This window comes from Enterococcus hailinensis, from assembly GCF_045862035.1.
Classification (GTDB): Bacteria; Bacillota; Bacilli; order Lactobacillales; family Enterococcaceae; genus Enterococcus_A; species Enterococcus_A hailinensis.
The window spans coordinates 100,635-120,671 of the sequence record NZ_BAAFRV010000006.1 but is presented as its reverse complement, the minus strand read 5'-3'; the positions used below and the strand labels follow the sequence as shown (position 1 = coordinate 120,671).

At 38.5% G+C, this 20,037-nt stretch carries 20 protein-coding genes; 6 read left to right on the top strand and 14 right to left on the bottom strand.

Annotation, left to right across the window (positions count from 1 at the left end; genetic code table 11):
• Positions 1-30: 30 nt before the first annotated feature.
• The 8 genes from ACKTSC_RS06685 to ACKTSC_RS06650 form a co-directional block, all read right to left on the bottom strand.
• Entirely contained in the window at positions 31-729 is a 699-nt protein-coding gene (locus ACKTSC_RS06685) for an LrgB family protein (protein ID WP_407855901.1), read from the bottom strand.
• Positions 710-1,138: a CidA/LrgA family protein gene (locus ACKTSC_RS06680; RefSeq protein ID WP_332580198.1), complete on the bottom strand. Its 429-nt coding sequence runs from the start codon at positions 1,136-1,138 to the stop codon at positions 710-712. Before ACKTSC_RS06680 ends, ACKTSC_RS06685 begins: the two co-directional genes overlap by 20 nt.
• A 126-nt stretch (positions 1,139-1,264) precedes the next feature.
• Entirely contained in the window at positions 1,265-1,696 is a 432-nt protein-coding gene (msrB, locus tag ACKTSC_RS06675; RefSeq protein WP_407855869.1) for a peptide-methionine (R)-S-oxide reductase MsrB, read from the bottom strand.
• A 148-nt stretch (positions 1,697-1,844) separates the two neighbouring features.
• Positions 1,845-2,399: a Maf family protein gene (locus ACKTSC_RS06670; RefSeq protein ID WP_407857176.1), complete on the bottom strand. Its 555-nt coding sequence runs from the start codon at positions 2,397-2,399 to the stop codon at positions 1,845-1,847.
• A 21-nt stretch (positions 2,400-2,420) separates the two neighbouring features.
• Positions 2,421-4,421 (bottom strand): DNA mismatch repair endonuclease MutL, encoded by a 2,001-nt coding sequence (gene mutL, locus ACKTSC_RS06665; RefSeq protein WP_407857175.1) that lies wholly within the window; start codon positions 4,419-4,421, stop codon positions 2,421-2,423.
• Between the two features lie 67 nt (positions 4,422-4,488).
• Complete coding sequence (mutS, locus tag ACKTSC_RS06660; RefSeq protein ID WP_407857174.1) at positions 4,489-7,044, bottom strand: DNA mismatch repair protein MutS; 2,556 nt, start codon at positions 7,042-7,044, stop codon at positions 4,489-4,491.
• 35 nt (positions 7,045-7,079) lie between these two features.
• Positions 7,080-7,445 carry a YlbF family regulator gene (locus ACKTSC_RS06655; protein WP_407857173.1) on the bottom strand — a complete coding sequence of 122 codons (366 nt, stop codon included), beginning with the start codon at positions 7,443-7,445 and terminating at the stop codon, positions 7,080-7,082.
• A gap of 9 nt (positions 7,446-7,454) precedes the next feature.
• Entirely contained in the window at positions 7,455-8,249 is a 795-nt protein-coding gene (locus ACKTSC_RS06650) for a TIGR00282 family metallophosphoesterase (RefSeq protein ID WP_407857172.1), read from the bottom strand.
• 571 nt (positions 8,250-8,820) lie between these two features.
• Between ACKTSC_RS06650 and brnQ the strand changes: the two genes are divergently transcribed.
• Positions 8,821-10,176, top strand: a complete 1,356-nt coding sequence (gene brnQ, locus ACKTSC_RS06645) for a branched-chain amino acid transport system II carrier protein (RefSeq protein WP_407855900.1) — start codon at positions 8,821-8,823, stop codon at positions 10,174-10,176.
• 152 nt (positions 10,177-10,328) lie between these two features.
• Here the strand turns inward: brnQ and ACKTSC_RS06640 are convergent, their stop codons facing one another.
• On the bottom strand, positions 10,329-11,108 hold the full coding sequence (locus ACKTSC_RS06640; protein ID WP_332580205.1) for an HAD family hydrolase: 780 nt from the start codon (positions 11,106-11,108) through the stop codon (positions 10,329-10,331).
• A 425-nt stretch (positions 11,109-11,533) separates the two neighbouring features.
• On the opposite strand from ACKTSC_RS06640, the gene rpsD reads away from it, so the two are divergent.
• The 3 genes from rpsD (at position 11,534) to ACKTSC_RS06625 (ending at position 13,205) form a co-directional block, all read left to right on the top strand.
• On the top strand, positions 11,534-12,145 hold the full coding sequence (gene rpsD / locus ACKTSC_RS06635; protein ID WP_332580206.1) for a 30S ribosomal protein S4: 612 nt from the start codon (positions 11,534-11,536) through the stop codon (positions 12,143-12,145).
• 151 nt (positions 12,146-12,296) lie between these two features.
• Positions 12,297-12,377: a zinc-ribbon domain-containing protein gene (locus tag ACKTSC_RS06630; protein WP_407857202.1), complete on the top strand. Its 81-nt coding sequence runs from the start codon at positions 12,297-12,299 to the stop codon at positions 12,375-12,377.
• 60 nt (positions 12,378-12,437) lie between these two features.
• A complete protein-coding gene (locus ACKTSC_RS06625; protein WP_407857171.1) occupies positions 12,438-13,205 on the top strand; it encodes a DUF975 family protein in 768 nt (255 codons plus the stop codon).
• 20 nt (positions 13,206-13,225) lie between these two features.
• Here ACKTSC_RS06625 and ACKTSC_RS06620 read toward each other — a convergent pair whose 3' ends face one another.
• Positions 13,226-13,933 (bottom strand): TVP38/TMEM64 family protein, encoded by a 708-nt coding sequence (locus ACKTSC_RS06620; protein ID WP_407857201.1) that lies wholly within the window; start codon positions 13,931-13,933, stop codon positions 13,226-13,228.
• Between the two features lie 332 nt (positions 13,934-14,265).
• Between ACKTSC_RS06620 and ACKTSC_RS06615 the strand changes: the two genes are divergently transcribed.
• Complete coding sequence (locus ACKTSC_RS06615; RefSeq protein ID WP_407855865.1) at positions 14,266-14,808, top strand: biotin transporter BioY; 543 nt, start codon at positions 14,266-14,268, stop codon at positions 14,806-14,808.
• 126 nt (positions 14,809-14,934) lie between these two features.
• The gene (locus ACKTSC_RS06610; RefSeq protein WP_407857170.1) at positions 14,935-16,095 is read left to right on the top strand and encodes a macrolide family glycosyltransferase; all 1,161 of its coding nucleotides are present in this window, start codon (positions 14,935-14,937) and stop codon (positions 16,093-16,095) included.
• A gap of 32 nt (positions 16,096-16,127) precedes the next feature.
• Here ACKTSC_RS06610 and ACKTSC_RS06605 read toward each other — a convergent pair whose 3' ends face one another.
• The 4 genes from ACKTSC_RS06605 to ACKTSC_RS06590 all read right to left on the bottom strand — a co-directional run bounded on the left by ACKTSC_RS06605 (position 16,128) and on the right by ACKTSC_RS06590 (position 20,032).
• Entirely contained in the window at positions 16,128-16,991 is an 864-nt protein-coding gene (locus tag ACKTSC_RS06605; protein ID WP_332580210.1) for an ROK family protein, read from the bottom strand.
• Between the two features lie 77 nt (positions 16,992-17,068).
• Positions 17,069-17,968 carry a ketose-bisphosphate aldolase gene (locus ACKTSC_RS06600; RefSeq protein ID WP_407855862.1) on the bottom strand — a complete coding sequence of 300 codons (900 nt, stop codon included), beginning with the start codon at positions 17,966-17,968 and terminating at the stop codon, positions 17,069-17,071.
• Positions 17,969-17,983: 15 nt separating this feature from the next.
• Complete coding sequence (locus ACKTSC_RS06595; protein WP_332580212.1) at positions 17,984-18,835, bottom strand: class II fructose-bisphosphate aldolase; 852 nt, start codon at positions 18,833-18,835, stop codon at positions 17,984-17,986.
• Between the two features lie 111 nt (positions 18,836-18,946).
• Complete coding sequence (locus ACKTSC_RS06590) at positions 18,947-20,032, bottom strand: PTS fructose transporter subunit IIC (protein WP_407855860.1); 1,086 nt, start codon at positions 20,030-20,032, stop codon at positions 18,947-18,949.
• Positions 20,033-20,037 lie beyond the last annotated feature (5 nt).

The window sequence follows — 20,037 nt, the reverse complement described above, 5'->3', positions numbered from 1 at the left end:
ATTTTAACAAAAGAGTACTAGGAGTTGATATTAAATACTTTCAAACAAGTGAAATAATGTCGGCAACAAAGCAACCGTCACTAACCCATTTACACAAATACATAAACCAGATAGAATCCCTTCCAGTTCACCGATTTCAATTGCTCGACCTGTTCCAATCGCATGAGAGGTACTTCCTAATGCGATTCCTTGGGCAACTGGGCTTTCGATTCTGAACAATTGAAAAACTTTTGTTCCGACTAATGCGCCAAAAATACCCGTCGAAACGACGATTGCCAAAGTTACTGGTGAGATACCGCCCATTTGACTAGAAAGATCGACTGAGATAGCGGTCGTTACAGATTTAGGCAATAACGAAACCACGATTCCTTCTTTTAAAGAGAACAAACGACCGATGCCGACACTCAATAAACAATTTAATACGACACCGACTAAAGTTCCCAAGATCACTGGTAAAAAATATTTTTTCAATTTATCAAAATTTTGATAAAGCGGTAAGGCTAACGCTACTGTTGCTGGGGTGATCATCATCGTGAAAATATTGCCCCCCATGTTGTATGCTTTATAACTGATGCCGCTGACCTTCAATAAAATGATAATCAAAATGACGCTGGCAATCAGTGGATTGATAAAGGGGATATTTACTTTACTTAATAATTTCGTCATCACTGCATAGATCACTAATGTTAATGCTAGACCGAAAAGCGGATTACTCGCCAGCGCTGAAATCATCGACTTCACCTCGAATCTTTTCAACTGTTTCTAACAAGACTTCTTTTTCTTCATGGCTCTTGATACTGAACTTTTCAACCAATTCTGCGGTTTTCCCAACAGCGACTAAAGAAACCAACGAACATAACACAACCGCTCCAAGTAAGATCGGCCAAGTATATTTGATCGCACCATAGTATTGCATCAAGCCAACACCCGCAGGCACAAATAAAATCGTTAAATTATTTAATAAAAAGTTGGCTGTCTCTTCAATATCAGAAGGTTTCAACAACTTTGTTTGGAAAGAAAGAAATAATAAAAGAATTCCAATAATACTCCCCGGTACTGGCAGACCTAAAAACAGCCGTAATCCTTCACCGACAACAGAATAAAGTAATAATAAACTTAACTCCTTAAACATTTTCATAAAAAATCGCCTTCTCTAAATGTATGATGGTTTTAGTATAGCGAAAAAAAAGAGCTATCTACACCAAAATTTGTCATTGTTTCATACATTTTCTGAAAAAAAGCTGTGTCGAAACTTTGACACAGCTTACTTAACGATCGTTTTATATTCTCCGTAACCTTGATCATCCATCTCATCAAAGGGAACAAATTTCAATGCTGCTGAATTGATACAATAGCGTAATCCGCCTTGGTCTTGCGGTCCGTCATTAAAAACATGTCCCAGATGCGAGTCGGCTTCTTTGCTGCGAACCTCCACGCGATGCATCCCGTGTGAAAAATCAGCCTTTTCAGCGACACCACGTTTTTGAATCGGACGACTAAAAGCCGGCCAACCGCAACCAGCATCATATTTATCATTAGAGGAGAACAATGGCTCACCACTAACGATATCTACATAGATCCCTTTTTGATAAAAATCATCATATTTTCCAGAAAAGGGACGTTCCGTAGCATTCTCTTGCGTTACAGCATATTCCATCGGTGAAAGTTTTTGCTTTAATTCTTCTTTTTCCATCATGACCCCTGCTTTCAATCAAATTTTATACACATTAAGCATACGCTCCTCAAAAAAAAGACACGAAGAATCTGCTCAAATAATTGATTAATTTTCCCTTCATTCAATAGCAGTTGAACTAAAAAAAACGAACAGCCGAAGCTGTTCGTTGTTAATTGAATTTTTTTAACATTTGATTAACTGTTCCAACCGGAAAGCCTACGATACTGTAGTAATCACCTTCGATTTTTTCTACAAAAACACCTGCACCATTTTGAATGCCATAAGCACCTGCTTTATCTTTATAATCTTCACTGTCTAAGTAATGATTAATTTCTGCTTTACTTAAATGATAAAAAGTTACTTTTGCAAAGGTCAATTGCTCGACGATTTGATCCGCTCTGCGGATCACAACAGAAGTATAGACCAAGTGAGTCTCACCGCTCATCCCACTTAGCATGTTAAAAGCTTCTTCACGACTTTTGGGTTTTCCTAATATCTGATTATGCCATACAACGATCGTATCACTCGCGATCACTAAGTCTTCGGGATGTTTCTTTGCAATCACTGCTGCTTTTTGGCGAGCCATTTCCATCACATATTCTTTCGGTGCGTATCGATCTTTTACTTCTTCATCGATATCTGCAGGCTGAACTGAAAAATCTGAAACCAGCCAACTCAGCAATTCTTTTCTTCTTGGTGACTGTGAAGCTAAAATAACTGCCATCACTTTACTCCTTTAATTATCCTAATGCGGGTCTTGAATTCGTTTAAACATGTGTTCCATATCGCTATTACTAAAGTGGATCAATACTGGCCGCCCATGCGGACAATTAAATGGATTTTCACACGTTGCCAAATCCGTCAACAGCACCCGTGCTTGTGCTTCATTCAAATGATGATTCGCCTTGATCGAACGTTTACAGCTCATCATGATCGCCGTTGCTTCACGAAATTTTTTCACACTGACTGAGCCCGTGATCAATAACATATCGATCATCTCACGAATGATACTTTCTTCTTGCCCTGATGGATACCATGTAGGATGGGCACGGACAATAAAACTATTCGGACCGAATTCTTCTAAATAAATTCCGACCTCTTGCAACAATTCTGTTTGTTCCCTTAACTTTATAGCATCGTTATTGGGATAGTCTAGTACAAACGGCACCAATAATTCTTGTAGATCATCTGAAACATCACCAATTTTTTCACGAAAATATTCGTACTTGATTCGTTCCTGAGCGGCGTGCTGATCAATAATGTATAGGCCGTCTTTACTTTGAGCGAATAAATAGGTTCCATGCATTTGACCAAAATATTCTAACATCGGAAAACGGGCTTGTGGTTGTTCATTTTCTAATTTATTGATTGCTTGCTCAACGATTTTTTCGCCTGATTGCGTACTCAAATCAAATTCCGGATGATCACTTGAACTACTTTCATCGATCACTGGTTCTTCAGCTATTTCTTCTGATAACTCGGCTGTCTTTTCTTCGATAAGGGTTGCTCTTTCTGGTTCTGTTGGTAAAGGAACATTCAATTCCGTGATCGGTGATTCTTCTTTTAGCGGAATTTCTGCTTCAAAAGATGCTTTTTCTACAGTCTTTGGTTCTACATAAAAAATACCAGTCTTCGGGTCATAGTTTAGATCACTTTTTTTCTTCGGCTGCTCTTCTAATGGTAAATCCAATTGTTCCGTGTGAATCTTTTCAACTTTACGCTTAAAACTAGGATTTTCACCCACATCAGGAATCAAATTGATTTGACGCAGGCTTTCTGCGATTGCTCGACTGATCAAGTCCATCAATTCTTTTTCTTTAGATAATCGCACCTCTTGTTTTGTTGGATGGACATTCACATCGACTAACAACGGGTCCATCGTGATTTCTAAGACGGCGATTGGAAAACGGCCCACCATCAGTTTTGATTGATACCCTTGGATGATGGCTTTATTCAACGCATAGTTTTTGATATAACGACCATTGATGATTACGGACAAATAGTTGCGGCTTGCTCGTGTGACTTCTGGTAAAGATACATAGCCTTGCAGTTCAAAATCTAAATCATTTGCTTCAACTTTGAGCATTTTCTTAGCAGTCGCCACACCATAAATACCAGCAACCGTTTGCTTCAATTCCCCACTGCCGCTCGTAGTCATCATCTTGTGCCCATCATGTACTAAACGAAAAGCGATTTTCGGATGACTTAAAGCCATCCGATTGACAATATCACCAATGTTGGATAATTCTGTTTGCAGTGATTTGACATATTTTAAGCGCGCAGGCGTATTAAAGAATAAATTTTCAACGGTGATCTTCGTTCCTGTCCGTAGAGCAGTTGCTCGTTGCTCTTCTATTTTTCCACCTTTTAAGAAAAGATACGACCCTTGAGATTCATCAGCGGTAGCTGTTTCTAAAGTCAGTTCTGAAACAGAAGCAATCGATGGCAAAGCTTCTCCGCGAAAGCCCAGTGTTCGAATACGAAATAGATCATCACGATTATGGATTTTGCTCGTCGCATGGCGCTTAAAGGCATTGGTTACATCTTCTTGACTGATTCCCTCACCGTTATCGACGATCTGAATTTTTTTAAGACCCGCTTCTTCAATCAAAATATCGATTTGGGTCGCTTTCGCATCGATCGCATTTTCCACCAATTCTTTCACGACGGAGGCCGGCCGCTCTACGACCTCACCCGCAGCGATCTGATTAGCTAAACGTTCAGATAATTCTTGGATTTTCCCCATCAAACTGCTCCTTTCTATGAATAAATCAATTGCTCTTCGCTGATTTAAACTAGGCGAAGAGCAAAAATTAGATTTGCTTTTGTAACTCGTATAAGAAGTTTAAAGCTTCCATAGGATTCATTTCTAAAAGATTGGCTTTTTTCAATCGATCAACGACACCTAGTTCGGCTGTCGATACTTCATTGAACAATGATAATTGTTCGGTATCTTCTGAAACCTCTACATTTTTTTGCACTGGTGCATCTGCTTCTAAAGCAGCTAAGATCGTTGCGGCTCGAGACAATAATTCGGTCGGCATCCCAGCGATTTTAGCCACGTGGATCCCGTAACTTTTATCTGCCGGACCATCCATCAACTTGTGTAAAAAAACCACTTCGCCATTTTGTTCCACAGCACCGACGTGAACATTTTTTAACTGCGGTAAATTTTCTTCCAGCACAGTCAGTTCATGGTAATGCGTCGAGAACAATGTTTTTGCTTTAACATGTTTATGGATATATTCGATGATTGCTTGAGCCAAAGCCATCCCATCATAGGTAGCCGTTCCGCGTCCGAGCTCATCAAATAAAATCAAGCTATTCGGTGTCGCATGACGCAAGGCTTGATTTGCTTCCATCATTTCCACCATAAAGGTCGACTGCCCCGCAATCAAATCATCGCTAGCTCCGATTCGCGTAAATATTTGATCAAAAATTGGCAGTTCTGCACTTTCAGCTGGAACAAAACAACCCATTTGAGCCATGATGACCGTCAACGCCAATTGACGCATATACGTACTTTTACCTGACATATTAGGACCAGTGATCAGTAATAACATCTCTTCTGGATTCATATGGACACTATTCGGAATATATTCTTGATGACCCAAAACCTTCTCGACTACCGGGTGACGGCCTTCTGTGATCTGAAGATTATGTGTTCCGCTTTCCATGGTTGGACGCACATACTGATACCGTTCGCTGACGGTTGCAAAGCTTTGCAAGACGTCGGTTGCACTTAAACTTTTAGCTAGTTTTTGTAAACGAGTAATTGCTTTTTTTACTTGGTTACGTACACCTAAGAACAAGTCATACTCTAGAGCAACTGATTTTTCTTCAGCTTCTAGAATCAATGTCTCTAATTTTTTTAACTCGGGAGTAATAAACCGTTCAGCATTTGCTAGCGTTTGTTTGCGCTCATATTTTTCTTCTTCGAGATGTGCAAGATTGGATTTTGTAATTTCGATGTAATACCCAAAAACACGGTTGTAGCCAATTTTCAATGTTTTGATCCCAGTTGCTTCACGTTCCCGTGCTTCTAATTCAGCTAACCAAGTTTTCCCATTTCGCATCGCTTCGCGGTATTGATCGAGTTGCTCATCATAGCCATCTTTGATGACATTTCCTTCGGTGATCTGTAATGGCGTATCCTCATTGATTGCTTTTTCGATCAACGATACTAAATCATCCATTGGTTCCATATCGACCAATAAATCGTTCCATTCTCCTTGGTTGATCCCCATTAGTAATTGCCGGATTTGCGGGACTTGGATCAGAGATGTTTTTAACTGGATCAAATCACGTCCATTAACACTTCCAAACGCCACCCGCCCAGCTAAACGTTCTAAATCATAGACTTTAGTCAATGATTCGTTTAGATCCATGCGTTCAAAATAAGCATTCAATAATGATGCGACCATCGCTTGGCGAGCATGAATTTGCCGTTTTTGGATCAATGGACGATCGATCCATTGTTTTAATAAACGTCCACCCATCGCCGTCTTAGTTTCATCCAGCAGCCACAGCAATGTCCCTTGTTTTTTACCTGTTCGAATGGATCGTGTCAATTCTAGATTAGTCTTAGAAAAATAATCCAATTTCAAGAAATGTTCGGTTTGATATTCCTCTGCTTTTTGGATATGACCTAGACTACGTTTTTGTGTCACAGATAAATACGTCAACAGTTTCCCAGTCGCTTCTTTTTCTAGTGCTTCTTTGATGTCTGCTGTTAAAAAACTGAACTCTGCATTATCTTCAATTGTTTCTTGCGTTGAGAATACTAGACCTAAACGTTCAGCTAGATTTTTTTGTAAATTTTCAGGAATCTCACTGCCCAAGACAATTTCTTTTGTTTGTAAAGCGGTCGCTTCATTCATGACCGCTTCTTCATCTTGTAATAAGGCGGTCTTTAATTCACCTGTTGATAGATCGACATAAGCAAAACCAAATTTATTATTGTCATACACAACAGCAGTTAAAAAATTATTGGCTTTCGCTTCAATCCCTTTACCTTCCATCAAGGTGCCCGGCGTGATCAATTGGACAACTTCACGTTTGACCATTCCCTTAGCTTGTTTCGGGTCTTCCATTTGTTCGCAGATTGCTACTTTATAGCCTTGTTCTACTAAAGTATCGATGTACCCTTGAGCAGAATGATGCGGTACACCACACATAGGGATTGGATCATCTGCATTACGATTTCGACTCGTCAAAGTCAGCTCCAATAATTGTGAAACTTTGATCGCATCTTCGTTGAATAGTTCATAAAAATCGCCTAAACGATAAAATAAAAAGGCATCTTTATATTGTTCTTTGATCGCCAAGTATTGTTCCATCATTGGCGTGTTTTTAGTTTTTTGAGGCATTCGTGCTCCTCCTAATTCTTAATGGGTATAACGGATCAAGCATCATTTTCCAATGCTTCATTGACTTCCTTTTGAATCATGGTAGTCAAATATTGTAATAAATCATTGGCTTCAATCAGCTGTTCTCGATAGGCAGTTACTAGTGGGTGTTGATTCAATTCTTGGGTCAAACGATCAGCTTCTTTCAACGCCGCTTTTTCTGCTTCTGGTTTGTCATAATGAGCAAACTGAACGGCCGCTTTTTGCGCTGTTTTGATTCCTTCTTCTAATTCCTTTAAAGTATCGTTTTCATCGATACGTTTTTGAAGCTGCTGATAGCGAACGATCGCTTCATTTTCGCTTAATAATGCCGTTAAATGTGTTAAAGCCGCTTCAACGGCGGCTTCATTTGCTAAATTCATTTGATACTCCTATTCTCTAAATGGTCGATCATCATTGATCACAATCGTTTCGATTTTCTTCGCGTGACCGTCTTTGTCTAAATCAATCACACAAGCAGACAAGATTCCACGACCTTCATCAATCACTTCAAAGCGATGTGGCAAAGCCGTTAAGAATTTTTCAATGATCGGACCTCTCTTCATTCCTAAAATCCCATCATAAGGCCCTGTCATACCAACATCTGTCAGATAGGCTGTTCCTTTGGGTAAAATCCGTGCGTCATTGGTTTGGACATGGGTATGCGTTCCGACAACTGCCGATACGCGGCCATCAGCAAACCAACCCATTGCTTGCTTCTCACTAGTCGTTTCTCCATGAAAATCGACAAAAATATAAGGTGTTCGTTTTTGAGCTTCGGCGATCAATTGATCGCCTACACGAAATGGATCATCTAAATCGACCATGAATGAACGGGCTTGTAAATTGATCACCGCTAATTCGATCGCATTTACTTTTACATAAACAATGCCCTGTCCAGGTGTGCCGGCCGGAAAATTGGCTGGACGGATCATTTTTTTGGCATCCGGAATAAAATCAAAAATCGCTTTATTATCCCAGGTGTGGTTTCCCATCGTGACGACATCCACACCGTCTTGTAGAAATTTTTTATAAATTTTTTCAGTGATTCCACGGCCTGCCGCCGCGTTCTCTCCATTAACGATCGTAACCTGCGGATGATACTTTTGTTTTAATCGCGGCAAATAATCTGTCAACACTTGTCGGCCTAATGAACCCACAACATCCCCAATAAATAGTAAGCGCACTTTTTTTCCCCTTCTCTAGTTAAACGTCTGGCTTTATTATAGTTGTTTTTGCTTAAAAATAAAAGATTGCGTCGCAAGTCCAAAAAAAGTTTAAATTTAATTCTTAAAAAAATTAAAGAAAATTATTGCAATTTATTAATTTTTTGCTATGATAATAAACAATAAATAGTTAAAACGTAGACGGAAACAGTAAAAATAGGTATGGATTCTCAGAGAGCTGTCAATGGTGAGAAGCAGCAATCCCAACTATTTTGAACATCATTCCTGAGTCAATGTCGATAAGTAGAACATTGTGGCGGCCTCCATTATCGGGCTAGCAGATCGCTTTCATCGTCTGTGAACAAGTAAAACAAAAGGTGGCACCGTTCATTCAAGAACCCTTTTTCCAATCAATTGGAAAAAGGGTTCTTTTTTTATTTAAAGGGGGGATTTTTATGGATACTGATATTTGCGACATTCGAATCTTATTCAATATACACAGCAGGTCGTATGATTAATCAGCCTTTGTAGATTAATCATATGACCCATAAGGTGAAAAAATCACCATGACTATTAGGGGGAAACAATTATGATGGAATCTACAAAAAAAATCTCTTGGAAGCAATTATTCGTTTTAAGTTCTTTGATCTTTGGTATGTTTTTTGGCTCAGGTAATTTGATCTTTCCCGTCCATCTAGGACAATTGGCCGGCAATCATTGGTTTGTCGCTGCTTTAGGCTTTGCTATCTCGGGTGCGCTATTTCCATTTTTAGCTATCTTAGCCGTCGTCGTTACTAAAAGTGATGGGCTTTATGATCTTGCTCGTCCTGTCGGCAAAAAATATGCGGCCGTCTTTTTGATCTTAGTTCATTTGACGATCGGGCCTTTTTTTGGGACTCCGAGAACAGCCGCAACTGCTTTTGAAATTGGTTTTAAACCATTTTTAGCTGAAAAATATTGGAGTCTAGGAATGTTTTTATTTACTGCCGCTTTCTTTGCACTCGCATACTTTTTAACTTTACACCAAAATAAATTAATGACCTATGTAGGAAAATATTTGAACACGATCTTCTTAGTCTTATTAGCCGTCGTTTTCTTAATTTCTTTTTTCCATCCCATGGGTAATCTAAATCATGCAGCTACTACAGATTACGCACACCATCCTTTAACTAATGGTGTTTTGCAAGGGTATAACACTGTTGATGCTGTTGCATTATTAGCTTTTAGCGTCACTGTCGTTCATGCCGTCAAAGCTATGGGTTTTCAAAAAAATGAAGCTAAAATCACTGCTCAAGCTGGTCTTTTCAGTGTTTTGTTAGAAGTCGTTATCTATTTTGGTTTAGTACTAGTGGGAGCAATGAGTTTAAATCACTTCCAACTTTCAGATAATGGCGGAACGGCCTTAGCCCAAATCGTTCATTATTATTTATCTGACTTTGGTTCTGTTTTTCTTGGAGTATTAGTAACATTAGGCGTATTTACAACAGCCATGGGCTTAGTTGTATCCTTCGCTCAAGATTTCCATAAATTATTTCCACGTGTCAGCTATAAAAATTGGTTGCGTTTAACGACCTTCGTTTCATTTGTAGTTGCTAATGCTGGACTTGATCGGATCATCCAATGGTCATTACCCGTCTTGATGCTGCTATATCCTTTGTCATTAGCCTTGATCTTACTATCATTAACTGCAAAATATTTTGATAAAAATCCATTCGTTTACCAAATGACGATCGCCTTTACTCTGGTTCCTGCTGTTTTGGACATGTTGGCCAATGCACCACAAGTGGTGGCTACACAACCGATCGTTAATGCTTTATTGACTTTCTATCACCACTACCTACCTTTCGCTTCGCTTGGCCTAGGCTGGGTCGTCCCAACATTCGTCGGATTTTGTTTGAGTTTCTTATATGTAAAAATGACTCCTAGATTAGCTTTAGATACAAAATAGCTAGCATCATTAGACTAGTTGTTTCTATTTAAATAGAAAAAGAAGCTGAACCAAAAGTAGAAAATACTTTGGTCCAGCTTCTTTTTGCGAAAAAACATCTGTACTCTTACTGCAATTACTTGAGCCTTATTAATGTTTATCTCAATCATTTTTTAATGGACTAATTCTAATTGACGTAAGGCTTTATAAATCCCGTCTTGATCATTGGTGTCAGTCACAATATTGGCAGCATCTTTAACATGATCTGCGGCATTTCCCATTGCTACGCCAGTTCCCGCAAGATTTAACATCTCGATATCGTTGTTTCCATCTCCAAAAGTAATGATGTTTTCAGGTTTGATACCGACTTTTTTTGCTAAAGCTAAAATAGTTTGGGCTTTTGAGCCTGGATCTGGGATGATATCAACACTATTTTCATGCCAACGCACGATTCGAAATTCTGGAAAGGCTGCTTCAAATTCTTGATCCATCGACTTATCATAATAGACACATGCTTGATACACTTCATGTTGCCCAAAATAATCTTTTTGATAATCTGGAGCCGCTTGGCCAAATGAAGCCATAGCTTCATTGACTTTTCCGCCATTATAATCAGTCACACGTGCGAATGAATCTAAACCAAAGAGCATGACGTCTATTTTTCGTTCACCTGCAAAAGCAATCATTCGCGTCAACGCTTCACGGTCAAGCGTATGTTTATAAACTTGTTCATGATCGAGAAACGCAGCTGAACCATTACAAATGATATAATTCGTACAGCCTAATTGATGGATCACTTCGCCTGCCAATAAACGTGAGCGTCCAGTCGCGATGATCACTAAATGTCCTGCTTCACGTAACGCTTTTAAAGCTTTGATTGTACTATCCAAAGGTTTTCTCTGACTGCTCAACAAGGTGCCATCAATATCTAGTGCGATCAATTTTCTTTCCAAAATCTATCTCTCCATTTATATGTATTTGTTGGTACGAATTGAATAAGCAAAAACGTGCAGTAACGTTTTCTTCCTTTAGGAATATAGATAAGTTTCAAGGAATTTGCAAAATTTGCTTTATTTTCTTTTATTCTATCATTTTTTTTAAGTAGAAAGTACCGCATTACCTATATATGGATCATTTATCATATTTATTTAAGAATTGCAATAGCTTAACTTGACTTACCTTCCCTTTGTCCGTTATACTGACATCTGTGTAAAATAATGCAGCAGAAGAGTAATAGCCCGTCCCCAGTTCGTTGCCAGTATTGGTTCAATTGCGTAACCGCGGCTGCGAAGGCGAAGATTGAAGAACGAACTACACGGATATGAATTTTTCAAACGGATTATTTTACTCCAAATACAATTTATTGGAGGAATTTTTAATGTCACGTTATACAGGACCATCATGGAAACAATCTCGTCGTCTTGGTATCTCATTATCAGGAACAGGGAAAGAATTAGCACGTCGTCCATACGCTCCAGGTCAACATGGACCAAACAGCCGTGGTAAAAAATCAGAATACGGCTTGCAAATGTCAGAAAAACAAAAATTACGTTTTATCTACGGATTAAACGAACGTCAATTCCGTAACTTATTCGTACGCGCTAGCAAAATCAAAGAAGGTAAACACGGTGTTAACTTCATGATCTTACTAGAACGTCGTTTAGATAACGTTGTTTACCGTTTAGGTTTAGCTTCAACTCGTCGTCAAGCTCGTCAATTAGTTAACCATGGTCACGTAACTGTCGATGGCAAACGTGTTGATATCGCTTCTTACGAAGTAGAAGTTGGCCAAGTAATTGGTATCCGCGAAAAATCTAAAAACATGATCACAGTTAAAGAAGCTGTTGAATCTGCTGTTGGTCGTCCTGCTTTCGTAAGCTTTGACGCTGACAAATTAGAAGGTTCTTTATCTCGTTTACCAGAACGTGATGAATTCAACCCAGAAATCGACGAATCTCTAGTCGTTGAATTCTACAACAAATTAATGTAAGACTTCTTACAAACACTCAAGTCCTTGTTACCAAGGATTTGAGTGTTTTTTGTTCTAGTTTTGACTCGCTAAAAATCTTTTGATAATGATGGTAATTATTTTCTGAAAATGAGATACTAAAGCTATCTATCGAAGGAAAAGAGTGAAAAACATGAATTATTGTCCAAATTGTGGGACAGAATTAAGAGCTGGGGCTAAATTTTGTCCAGCATGTGGGTGTGATTTGGAATAAGAAACACGAAATCATGAAACAACTGATACAAGTCAATTTCAAACGGATGATTCTTTTGAATTGAAGTTGGAACCAACAGCTGGATTAAATATCACCCGTGCAGAAATAAAAAAAGTTGCTCAAGAAAAATTATCTGGCCGTTATGGCGAATGGTTTAAAACGATTATTTTATGGCTCATTGCTCAATGGGTCGTTAACCTTATTTTTCGGATCGCATTTATTAAGTATATCAGCCAAGGAACTAGCTATTGGTTCGCAAGTATCTTTGGACCTGCTTACTCTTCTTATGATTATTATAATTATGGTTATAGCTATTCTCCATTTGCTCATTTCTTCTGGTTCTTGATTATGTTATTGGCGATCGTAGCAATGTTTTTGATTGCTTCTTTAGCTACTGCCACCTTCCAATGGTGTGCGATCCATACATTGCGGGGCAATCAAGCAGATGGTCTCAAAATTTTTGCTTATTTCATCAAAGCACAAAAAAATCGCGTATTGAAAGCTAATGTCTTAATTGCAATCTATACATTCTTTTGGACATTACTATTGGTTATCCCAGGAATCGTAAAATCAGCTTCTTACGCCATGGCGAATTACCTATTAGAAAAAGATTCAACATTGAGTGCATCGGATGCTATATTACTCAGCCGACAAATCATGCATGGCTATAAATTAGAATTTTTGATTTTACGCGCTTCATTCTTCTTTTGGACCATCTTAGCAATTTTTCAGGTAACCAATTTTTATGTGTTGCCTTATCGAAATGTAACAGAGATCCGATTTTTGGATACTCTTTATGAACATTACATCGAGCAAAATCAGCAATAAAAAGACGTCCGTCAGTTCTATTACTGACGGACGTCTTTTTTTATTTGTCTACTTTGATAAAGCTGTTTAAAAATATAAACGGCAATAAATAAAGCAAACATACTCAACAAACCAAAAAGAACTGTTTTCGTATTTCCGGATAAATTACTGCCCACATAAGAATAGACGATCGTCGCTGGTAATTGTCCGATTCCTGTTGCGATCAAAAAAGGAATCGGTTTGATCGCTGTTAACCCCGCAGCATAACTAACAAAATCAAATGAAATAAAAGGCAGTAATCGGCAAATCAAAATCGTATGTTTCCCATACCGATCAAAGTAATTATCTAACGATTCCAATGAAAAATTTTTATTCAAACGTTCAACCAAATCTCTACCGGCGATCCGTGCAATATAAAAACACACCAACGAACCCGCCATAGCACTCGTCCAAGAAAGCAATGACCCTTGCCACCAGCCAAAAACTGCAGCATTGGCAAAGGTAATCAAAAAAGCTGGCAGCGGAGCAATGACCGATTGGAACATCATTAATAAAAAAGAAATCAAGATTGCCCAAACACCAAAAGAACGCAGATACTCTGCAATATTTTCGACACTCATGGAACTAAATAATGCTAGAACTTGCGTGACTTTTAATCGTATCGGTGGAATAAAGTACGCACTGATACTCAATAATACAATAACCGCAACTAGTCCGACCTTCGCTAAAGATTTATTTTTCAATGATATTTCCATCCTTGTTTTAGTTTCTAGTTCAAAAATAGCCACTCAAAACGAATAAAATACTTAAAACAGCCTACCCGTTTTAAGAAAAATACTGCCTTAGATAACCTAAGACTGTTCAAACTCCATAACTGATAATTTGCCTTTAATAGTTTTCCTCCTTCCCTAATAGCTCTTAACCCAAGTATATAAAACGCTTTCTAGTTTTACAATAAAGAGTTTAAGACAAAAAATGACTAATTAATCATGCAGCTGTCAAAGTGCTTTACTTCTAATACTCTTTGTTTTATAATTCCGTTAACCTAAAATAAAAAATAGTTAACGAAAGAGTGAGTCTATTGAAATTATCAAGTCGAGAAATTGTCTTAGCTGGAGTTTTTGCTGCCGTCATCAGTATTTTGTCACAATTTACCATTCCTTTAGGAGCTATCCCCTTGACCTTGCAAACTTTTGCTGTTGGTTTTGCGGTTACCATCTTAGGTAAAAAAACAGGAACTATGGCTGTTTTGATCTATCTATTGATGGGAATGATCGGACTTCCTGTATTAGCTGGTGGTGCTGGCGGGTTTGCTAACTTTTTTGGCCCGACAGGCGGTTTTTTGATTGGTTTTATTTTTCAAGCGTATTTTACCGGTTGGTTATTAGAAAAGTCTGCGTTTAATTATTTTTGGTCGATCACTGCTAATCTTATCGGCGCTTTTATCACCTTGATCTTTGGTTCTTTATGGCTAAAAGTCAGTGGTGGTCTTCCTTGGCAAGCAGCTTTTTCTGCTGGAATGATTCCATTTATTTTACCGGGGATCATCAAAGCAGTTGCGTCAGGCTATTTAGGCGTTCTATTAGGCAAAAGACTGACTTTCACAAAATATATTTATCGATAGTTTTGACCCAGAGTATGGCCGATCGTGACCATACTCTTATTTTTGTTTGACTTTTTAATCAGGGTACCTTACCATATCAATTAATAAGGTTACCTTACAATGATGAAGATGAAAGAAGCGAGACAAATGACGAAAGTTTTATTTCTAAATGTAACAACTCATGGACACGTAAATCCTTCTCTAGGATTAATCAATGAATTAACCGATCGCGGTATTGAAGTCGTTTATTTTTCGAGTGAGGAATTTCGCGAAAAAATTGAAGCTACTGGTGCAGAATATCGTCCATACCACTATGATCTGAATATTTTTAAAAATGGATTCAACGTTTTGATCGATCATGGAGCAGATATCATCCAAGACATTTTGGATCAAATCGAAAACGACTCATTTGATTGCATTATCCACTCCATCGCTATGTCCTTTAGTAAACAAATCGCCGACTATTTGATGTTACCTGCAATTTCTATGCTGGCGGTATTTATGGGGATGAAGAAATTCATGCAGCCCAATCAAACGAAGATCGCAGGTAAATTCAACACTTTAGATGAAGCCTATTTGCAAGAAGCCAAAAAAATTGAACAGCAATTTAATCTAACGATGCCTGAACATTTTTTTGATTTGATCATGAATGAAGAAGACTTAAATATCGTCTTTACTTCAGACCATTTCATACCTGCTGAAGAACGCGATTTCTTTGATGACAAATATGTATTGGTAGGAGCAGATGTCTACGATCGATTAGAAGACTTAACTGATTTTCCAATTGAGCAGATCAAATCGGCTAGTAATGTTTTATACATTTCATTTGGAACGATTTTTGGTGATTTCGCCAAAGAAATTTATCAAAAAGTTTTTAACGCTTTCGGTCATTCCGAATATTTAGTTGTTATGGCTGCTCATAAAGTCGGTTTAGATGAACTAACTGTTCCCGAAAACTTTATTATTCGCGATTATGTACCGCAAAACGAAGTCCTGAAATATGCAGATGTCGCAATCACTCATAATGGGCTGAACAGCATGAATGACCTGATTTTAAATGAAGTTCCTTTTGTTTCTTTGCCAATGGGTTCTGACCAACCCGCACTTGCAAAACGGCTGACAGAATTGAATGCAGGGATTTGTTTAGACTATCAAACAGTCGGAAGTGCTGAATTACAGGCGGCAGTTGAAGAAGTTCAAATTGATCCTAACTATTTGATAAACTTAAAAAAAATCAAAACTTCTTTTGAATCCGCTGGCGGATATAAACAAGCTGTCGACGCGATCCAAATGTATTTAGCTGAATAAATAAAAAAAGTCTTTCATTACGAAAGACTTTTTTATTTTTCTAATTCTTTTTGTGCTAATAATAGCGTTCCAATCAAGCCGCTTGCATTTGGTAATCCCCACCGTACGATATACTCTTCAACCTTGGGTGTTTCCATATAACCTGCCATCAACTCAGTAAATTGTTGTTGGATTTTTTTTAGTAGGTGATCTTGATTCATAACACCACCACCTAAAACGATGACTTCTGGTGCTAAGATCAATGTATAAGACATCAGTGCTTGAGCTAAATAATTGGCTTGCAGATCCCAAATTGGGTGGTCCAACGGTAAGTCTTCGCCACGAATACCTGTCCGTGCTTCTAAAGAGGGGCCTGCAGCTAAGCCTTCCAAACAATCTTTATGATAAGGACAGGTTCCTTGATACGTATCTTTAGGGTCACGTTTTACAAAAAGATGGCCCATTTCTGGATGACTGATTCCTTCAAAGACCTCATCATTTACAACGACGCCCCCGCCGATACCCGTTCCAACCGTTAGATAAATACAGCTACTTTTTTGCTTGGCTGCACCCTTTTTTATTTCACCATAAGCTGCCGCATTCACATCAGTTGTCCAAGCTGTCGGAACGTGATAACGTTGCTTCATTTTCCCTAAAAAATCTGTATTGGCCCAGCCTTCTTTCGGGGTCGATAGAATATGCCCATAGTTTTTATGATTTGGCTGAATGCCGATTGGTCCAAATGAACCTATTCCTAATGCATCGATCGGATAGCGATCAAAAAAAGCAAATACTTCTTCAAATGTTGCTTGTGGCGTAGTCGTTGGAATGCTGACTTTTTCTAAAATAGTTTGCTGATCATCAGCCACTGCGCAAATAAATTTTGTACCACCTGCCTCGATACCACCATATAACATAATTTTCCTCCTAATTTCGGCTATTCCTTTTTTGTTTTAAAAAAAGACCGAGGGGAAATTCCCCTTGGTCCTGTCGCTTAATTTTGTTCAGATCTCCAAGGTTGGATATTTTCTTTACGGAAGATTTCCGCTTGGCCGATTGAGTTGAATAACTCCATTTTTTGTTTCACGACTGCTTTAGCTGCATCGATACATTCAGGATAGATGGCATTTGGATCCCATAACTCAGTAGTTGAAAGAATTTCACGACATTTTTTGTAAAATGCGTATTTGTAATCTGACGAGATATTTACTTTTTGGATACCGATTTGAACTGCTTTAGCAATTTCTTCATCTGGATTAGCTGACCCGCCGTGTAAAACTAATGGAATATCTACTTTACTCTTGATTTCTTCTAAAACATCCATTTTTAATTCTGGTTTAACATCTTTAGGATAGATACCATGTGCTGTACCGATCGCAACAGCTAATGTGTCGATTCCTGTTTTTTCAATAAATTCTTCAGCATCTTCTGGTCGTGTATAGATTACTTCAGATACACCGCCCTCGACTGAAGTACCGGTATTTCCAATTGTTCCTAATTCACCCTCGACAGAAACTCCAATTTTGTGACAAACATCGACGATTTCTTTAGTAATGGCGATGTTTTCTTCGAACGGTAATAATGACCCGTCAATCATGACAGAACTAAAGCCGCAATGAATGGCACGCATGATACTAGCTAAACTATCACCATGATCCATATGGATGACGAATGGAACTGAACTATTCTTTGCGCGTGAGACAGCATACTGGAAGAACTCATCTTTGGTAAAATCCAATTCCGTTGGATGAACTGCAATGATCGCTGGTGCGTCATTTTCTTCGGCTGCTTCGATGACTACTCGTAAAAAATTACTATCTGCTACGTTAAACGCTCCTACAGCGAATTTATTTTCCTTTGCGATTTCTAACATTTGCTTCATATTAATTAACATTTGGCGTTATCTCCTCTAAGATTTATTTTTAGAACCTGAAAGTTCTATATACTGTTTTACAACTTCTTTTCCTGCTGCTATTGTTTGATGGATCAATGTTGGATAATCTACATTTGGATCATCAGTTAATAATTTTTGAATTTCAGCTTTTTGGGCTTTCATAAAATCTGAACCAACATTGATTTTATTGATACCTAATTCAATCGAACGGATAATATTTTTTTCTCCTGCTCCAGATCCGCCATGTAACACTAAAGGCAAATCAGTTGCCGCCTTGATTTTTTCAACGATATCAAAGCGAAAATCTGGTACATACCCTTCTGGATAATTCCCATGACTAGAGCCATAAGATAAGGCCAGACAATCAACGCCTGTTTCTTGGATAAAACGAATGGCATCATCTGGATCAGTATACATTTCATCATTCGTGAAATGATCACCAGCGACAGCCCCCATATCCCCAACTTCTGCTTCTACGCTTGCATTATAAATCTGAGCCAGCTCAACCATGTTTTTAGTGATTCGAATGTTTTCTTCTAACGGATACATCGAAGCATCCATCATGACACTTGAAAAACCTTCGTGTAAACACTGTTTAACAAACGCTACATCCTGGCCATGGTCTAAATTGATCGCTACTTCTACTTTCGCATCATTGGCCATTCGAATGATTGGCTTGGTCACATAGCGAATATCCAAGTGTTCTTGCAAATGGTCTTGCAATAAATCAATGATGATTGGCGAACGCATCTCCTCTGCTGCTTCAATCACTGCTTTGGCAGTCTCAAGATTAAAACAATTGATCGCCATGACTGCGTACTTCTCACGATTGGCTTTTTGCAACATTTCCTTCATTGAAACATACATTTAAAGGTCTCCTTCTTTAGAATCAGGAATTTCTTTACTTAAAGAAAAGTCAGTTTTATTTTTAAATCGGCTATCTTCTTAGTGCTAGAAAAGATAGCCGCTTAAATCAATTTAAGATAATTTGATCGATGAAAAATCTACTTCTTCCTCTTCTTCTTCATCAGGAATATCATTTTCTACAGGTGCTTTTTTCAGTGCAAATAATAAGACACCTGTGATTACTGAACCAATTACTAAAGCAAGTGTAAATCTTAACGGATCAGTCATCGCTGGAATAATGAAGACTCCTCCTGAAGGAACCGGTGAACCTACTCCCCATAACATACTCAAGCCGCCACCGATTGCTGCACCTGTCGTACATGAAACAATCAAGCGAATAGGGTCAACTGCTGCAATGGGAATCACGCCTTCTGTGATCATACAAAGTCCCATTGGAAAAGCGATTTTGATATTGTCTTCTTCTTCTTTCGAATATTTAGGTTTACGGAACAATTTTGATAAAGCCCATGAAATTGTTACACCGAATGGTGGAACCATTGAAGCCAAAACTTTTACAGCTTCTGGGCCTTGAACGCCTTCTAATAACAAGCCGTCAGCAAATAGTGACGCAACTTTATTGATGGGTCCGCCAAAGTCAAAGGCAGCCATCCCGCCAACGATTGCTCCAAATAAGAAGTTCCCGGAACCTTGTAATCCTTCTAAGAAACTAGTTAACGCTTCTGTTGCCCAAACAATTGGTACCCCGATAACAAAGAACATCAATAATCCAATAATTAAAGTAGATAAAAGCGGTACGATCATCATCGGCATCAAACCTTGAGCCCATGTTGGAACTTTTAAATTTTTGACTAGGAAAAGTACGAAGAAACCAACTAAGTAACCACCTAACATTCCTCCAAGGAATCCAGCACCGATCGCATTTGCAATCAGTCCCATGAATAAGCCGGGTCCAATACCAGGGCGGTCTGCAATTGAATAGGCAATCGCTGCTGAAATCACTGGTGCCAATAGTCCCATGCCTAAAACACCGAGCGACACTAATGCATCTGGAATTGAGTATGCAGCTTTATAATCTTCAATCACTGCGCCACCTGTTAAATTTCCAATCGCAATCAGCAAGCCTGCCGTAACAACAACTGGTAACATGTACGAGATTGCCGTCAAGGCATGTTTTTTCAATTGTAGCTTCTTAAACATTACAT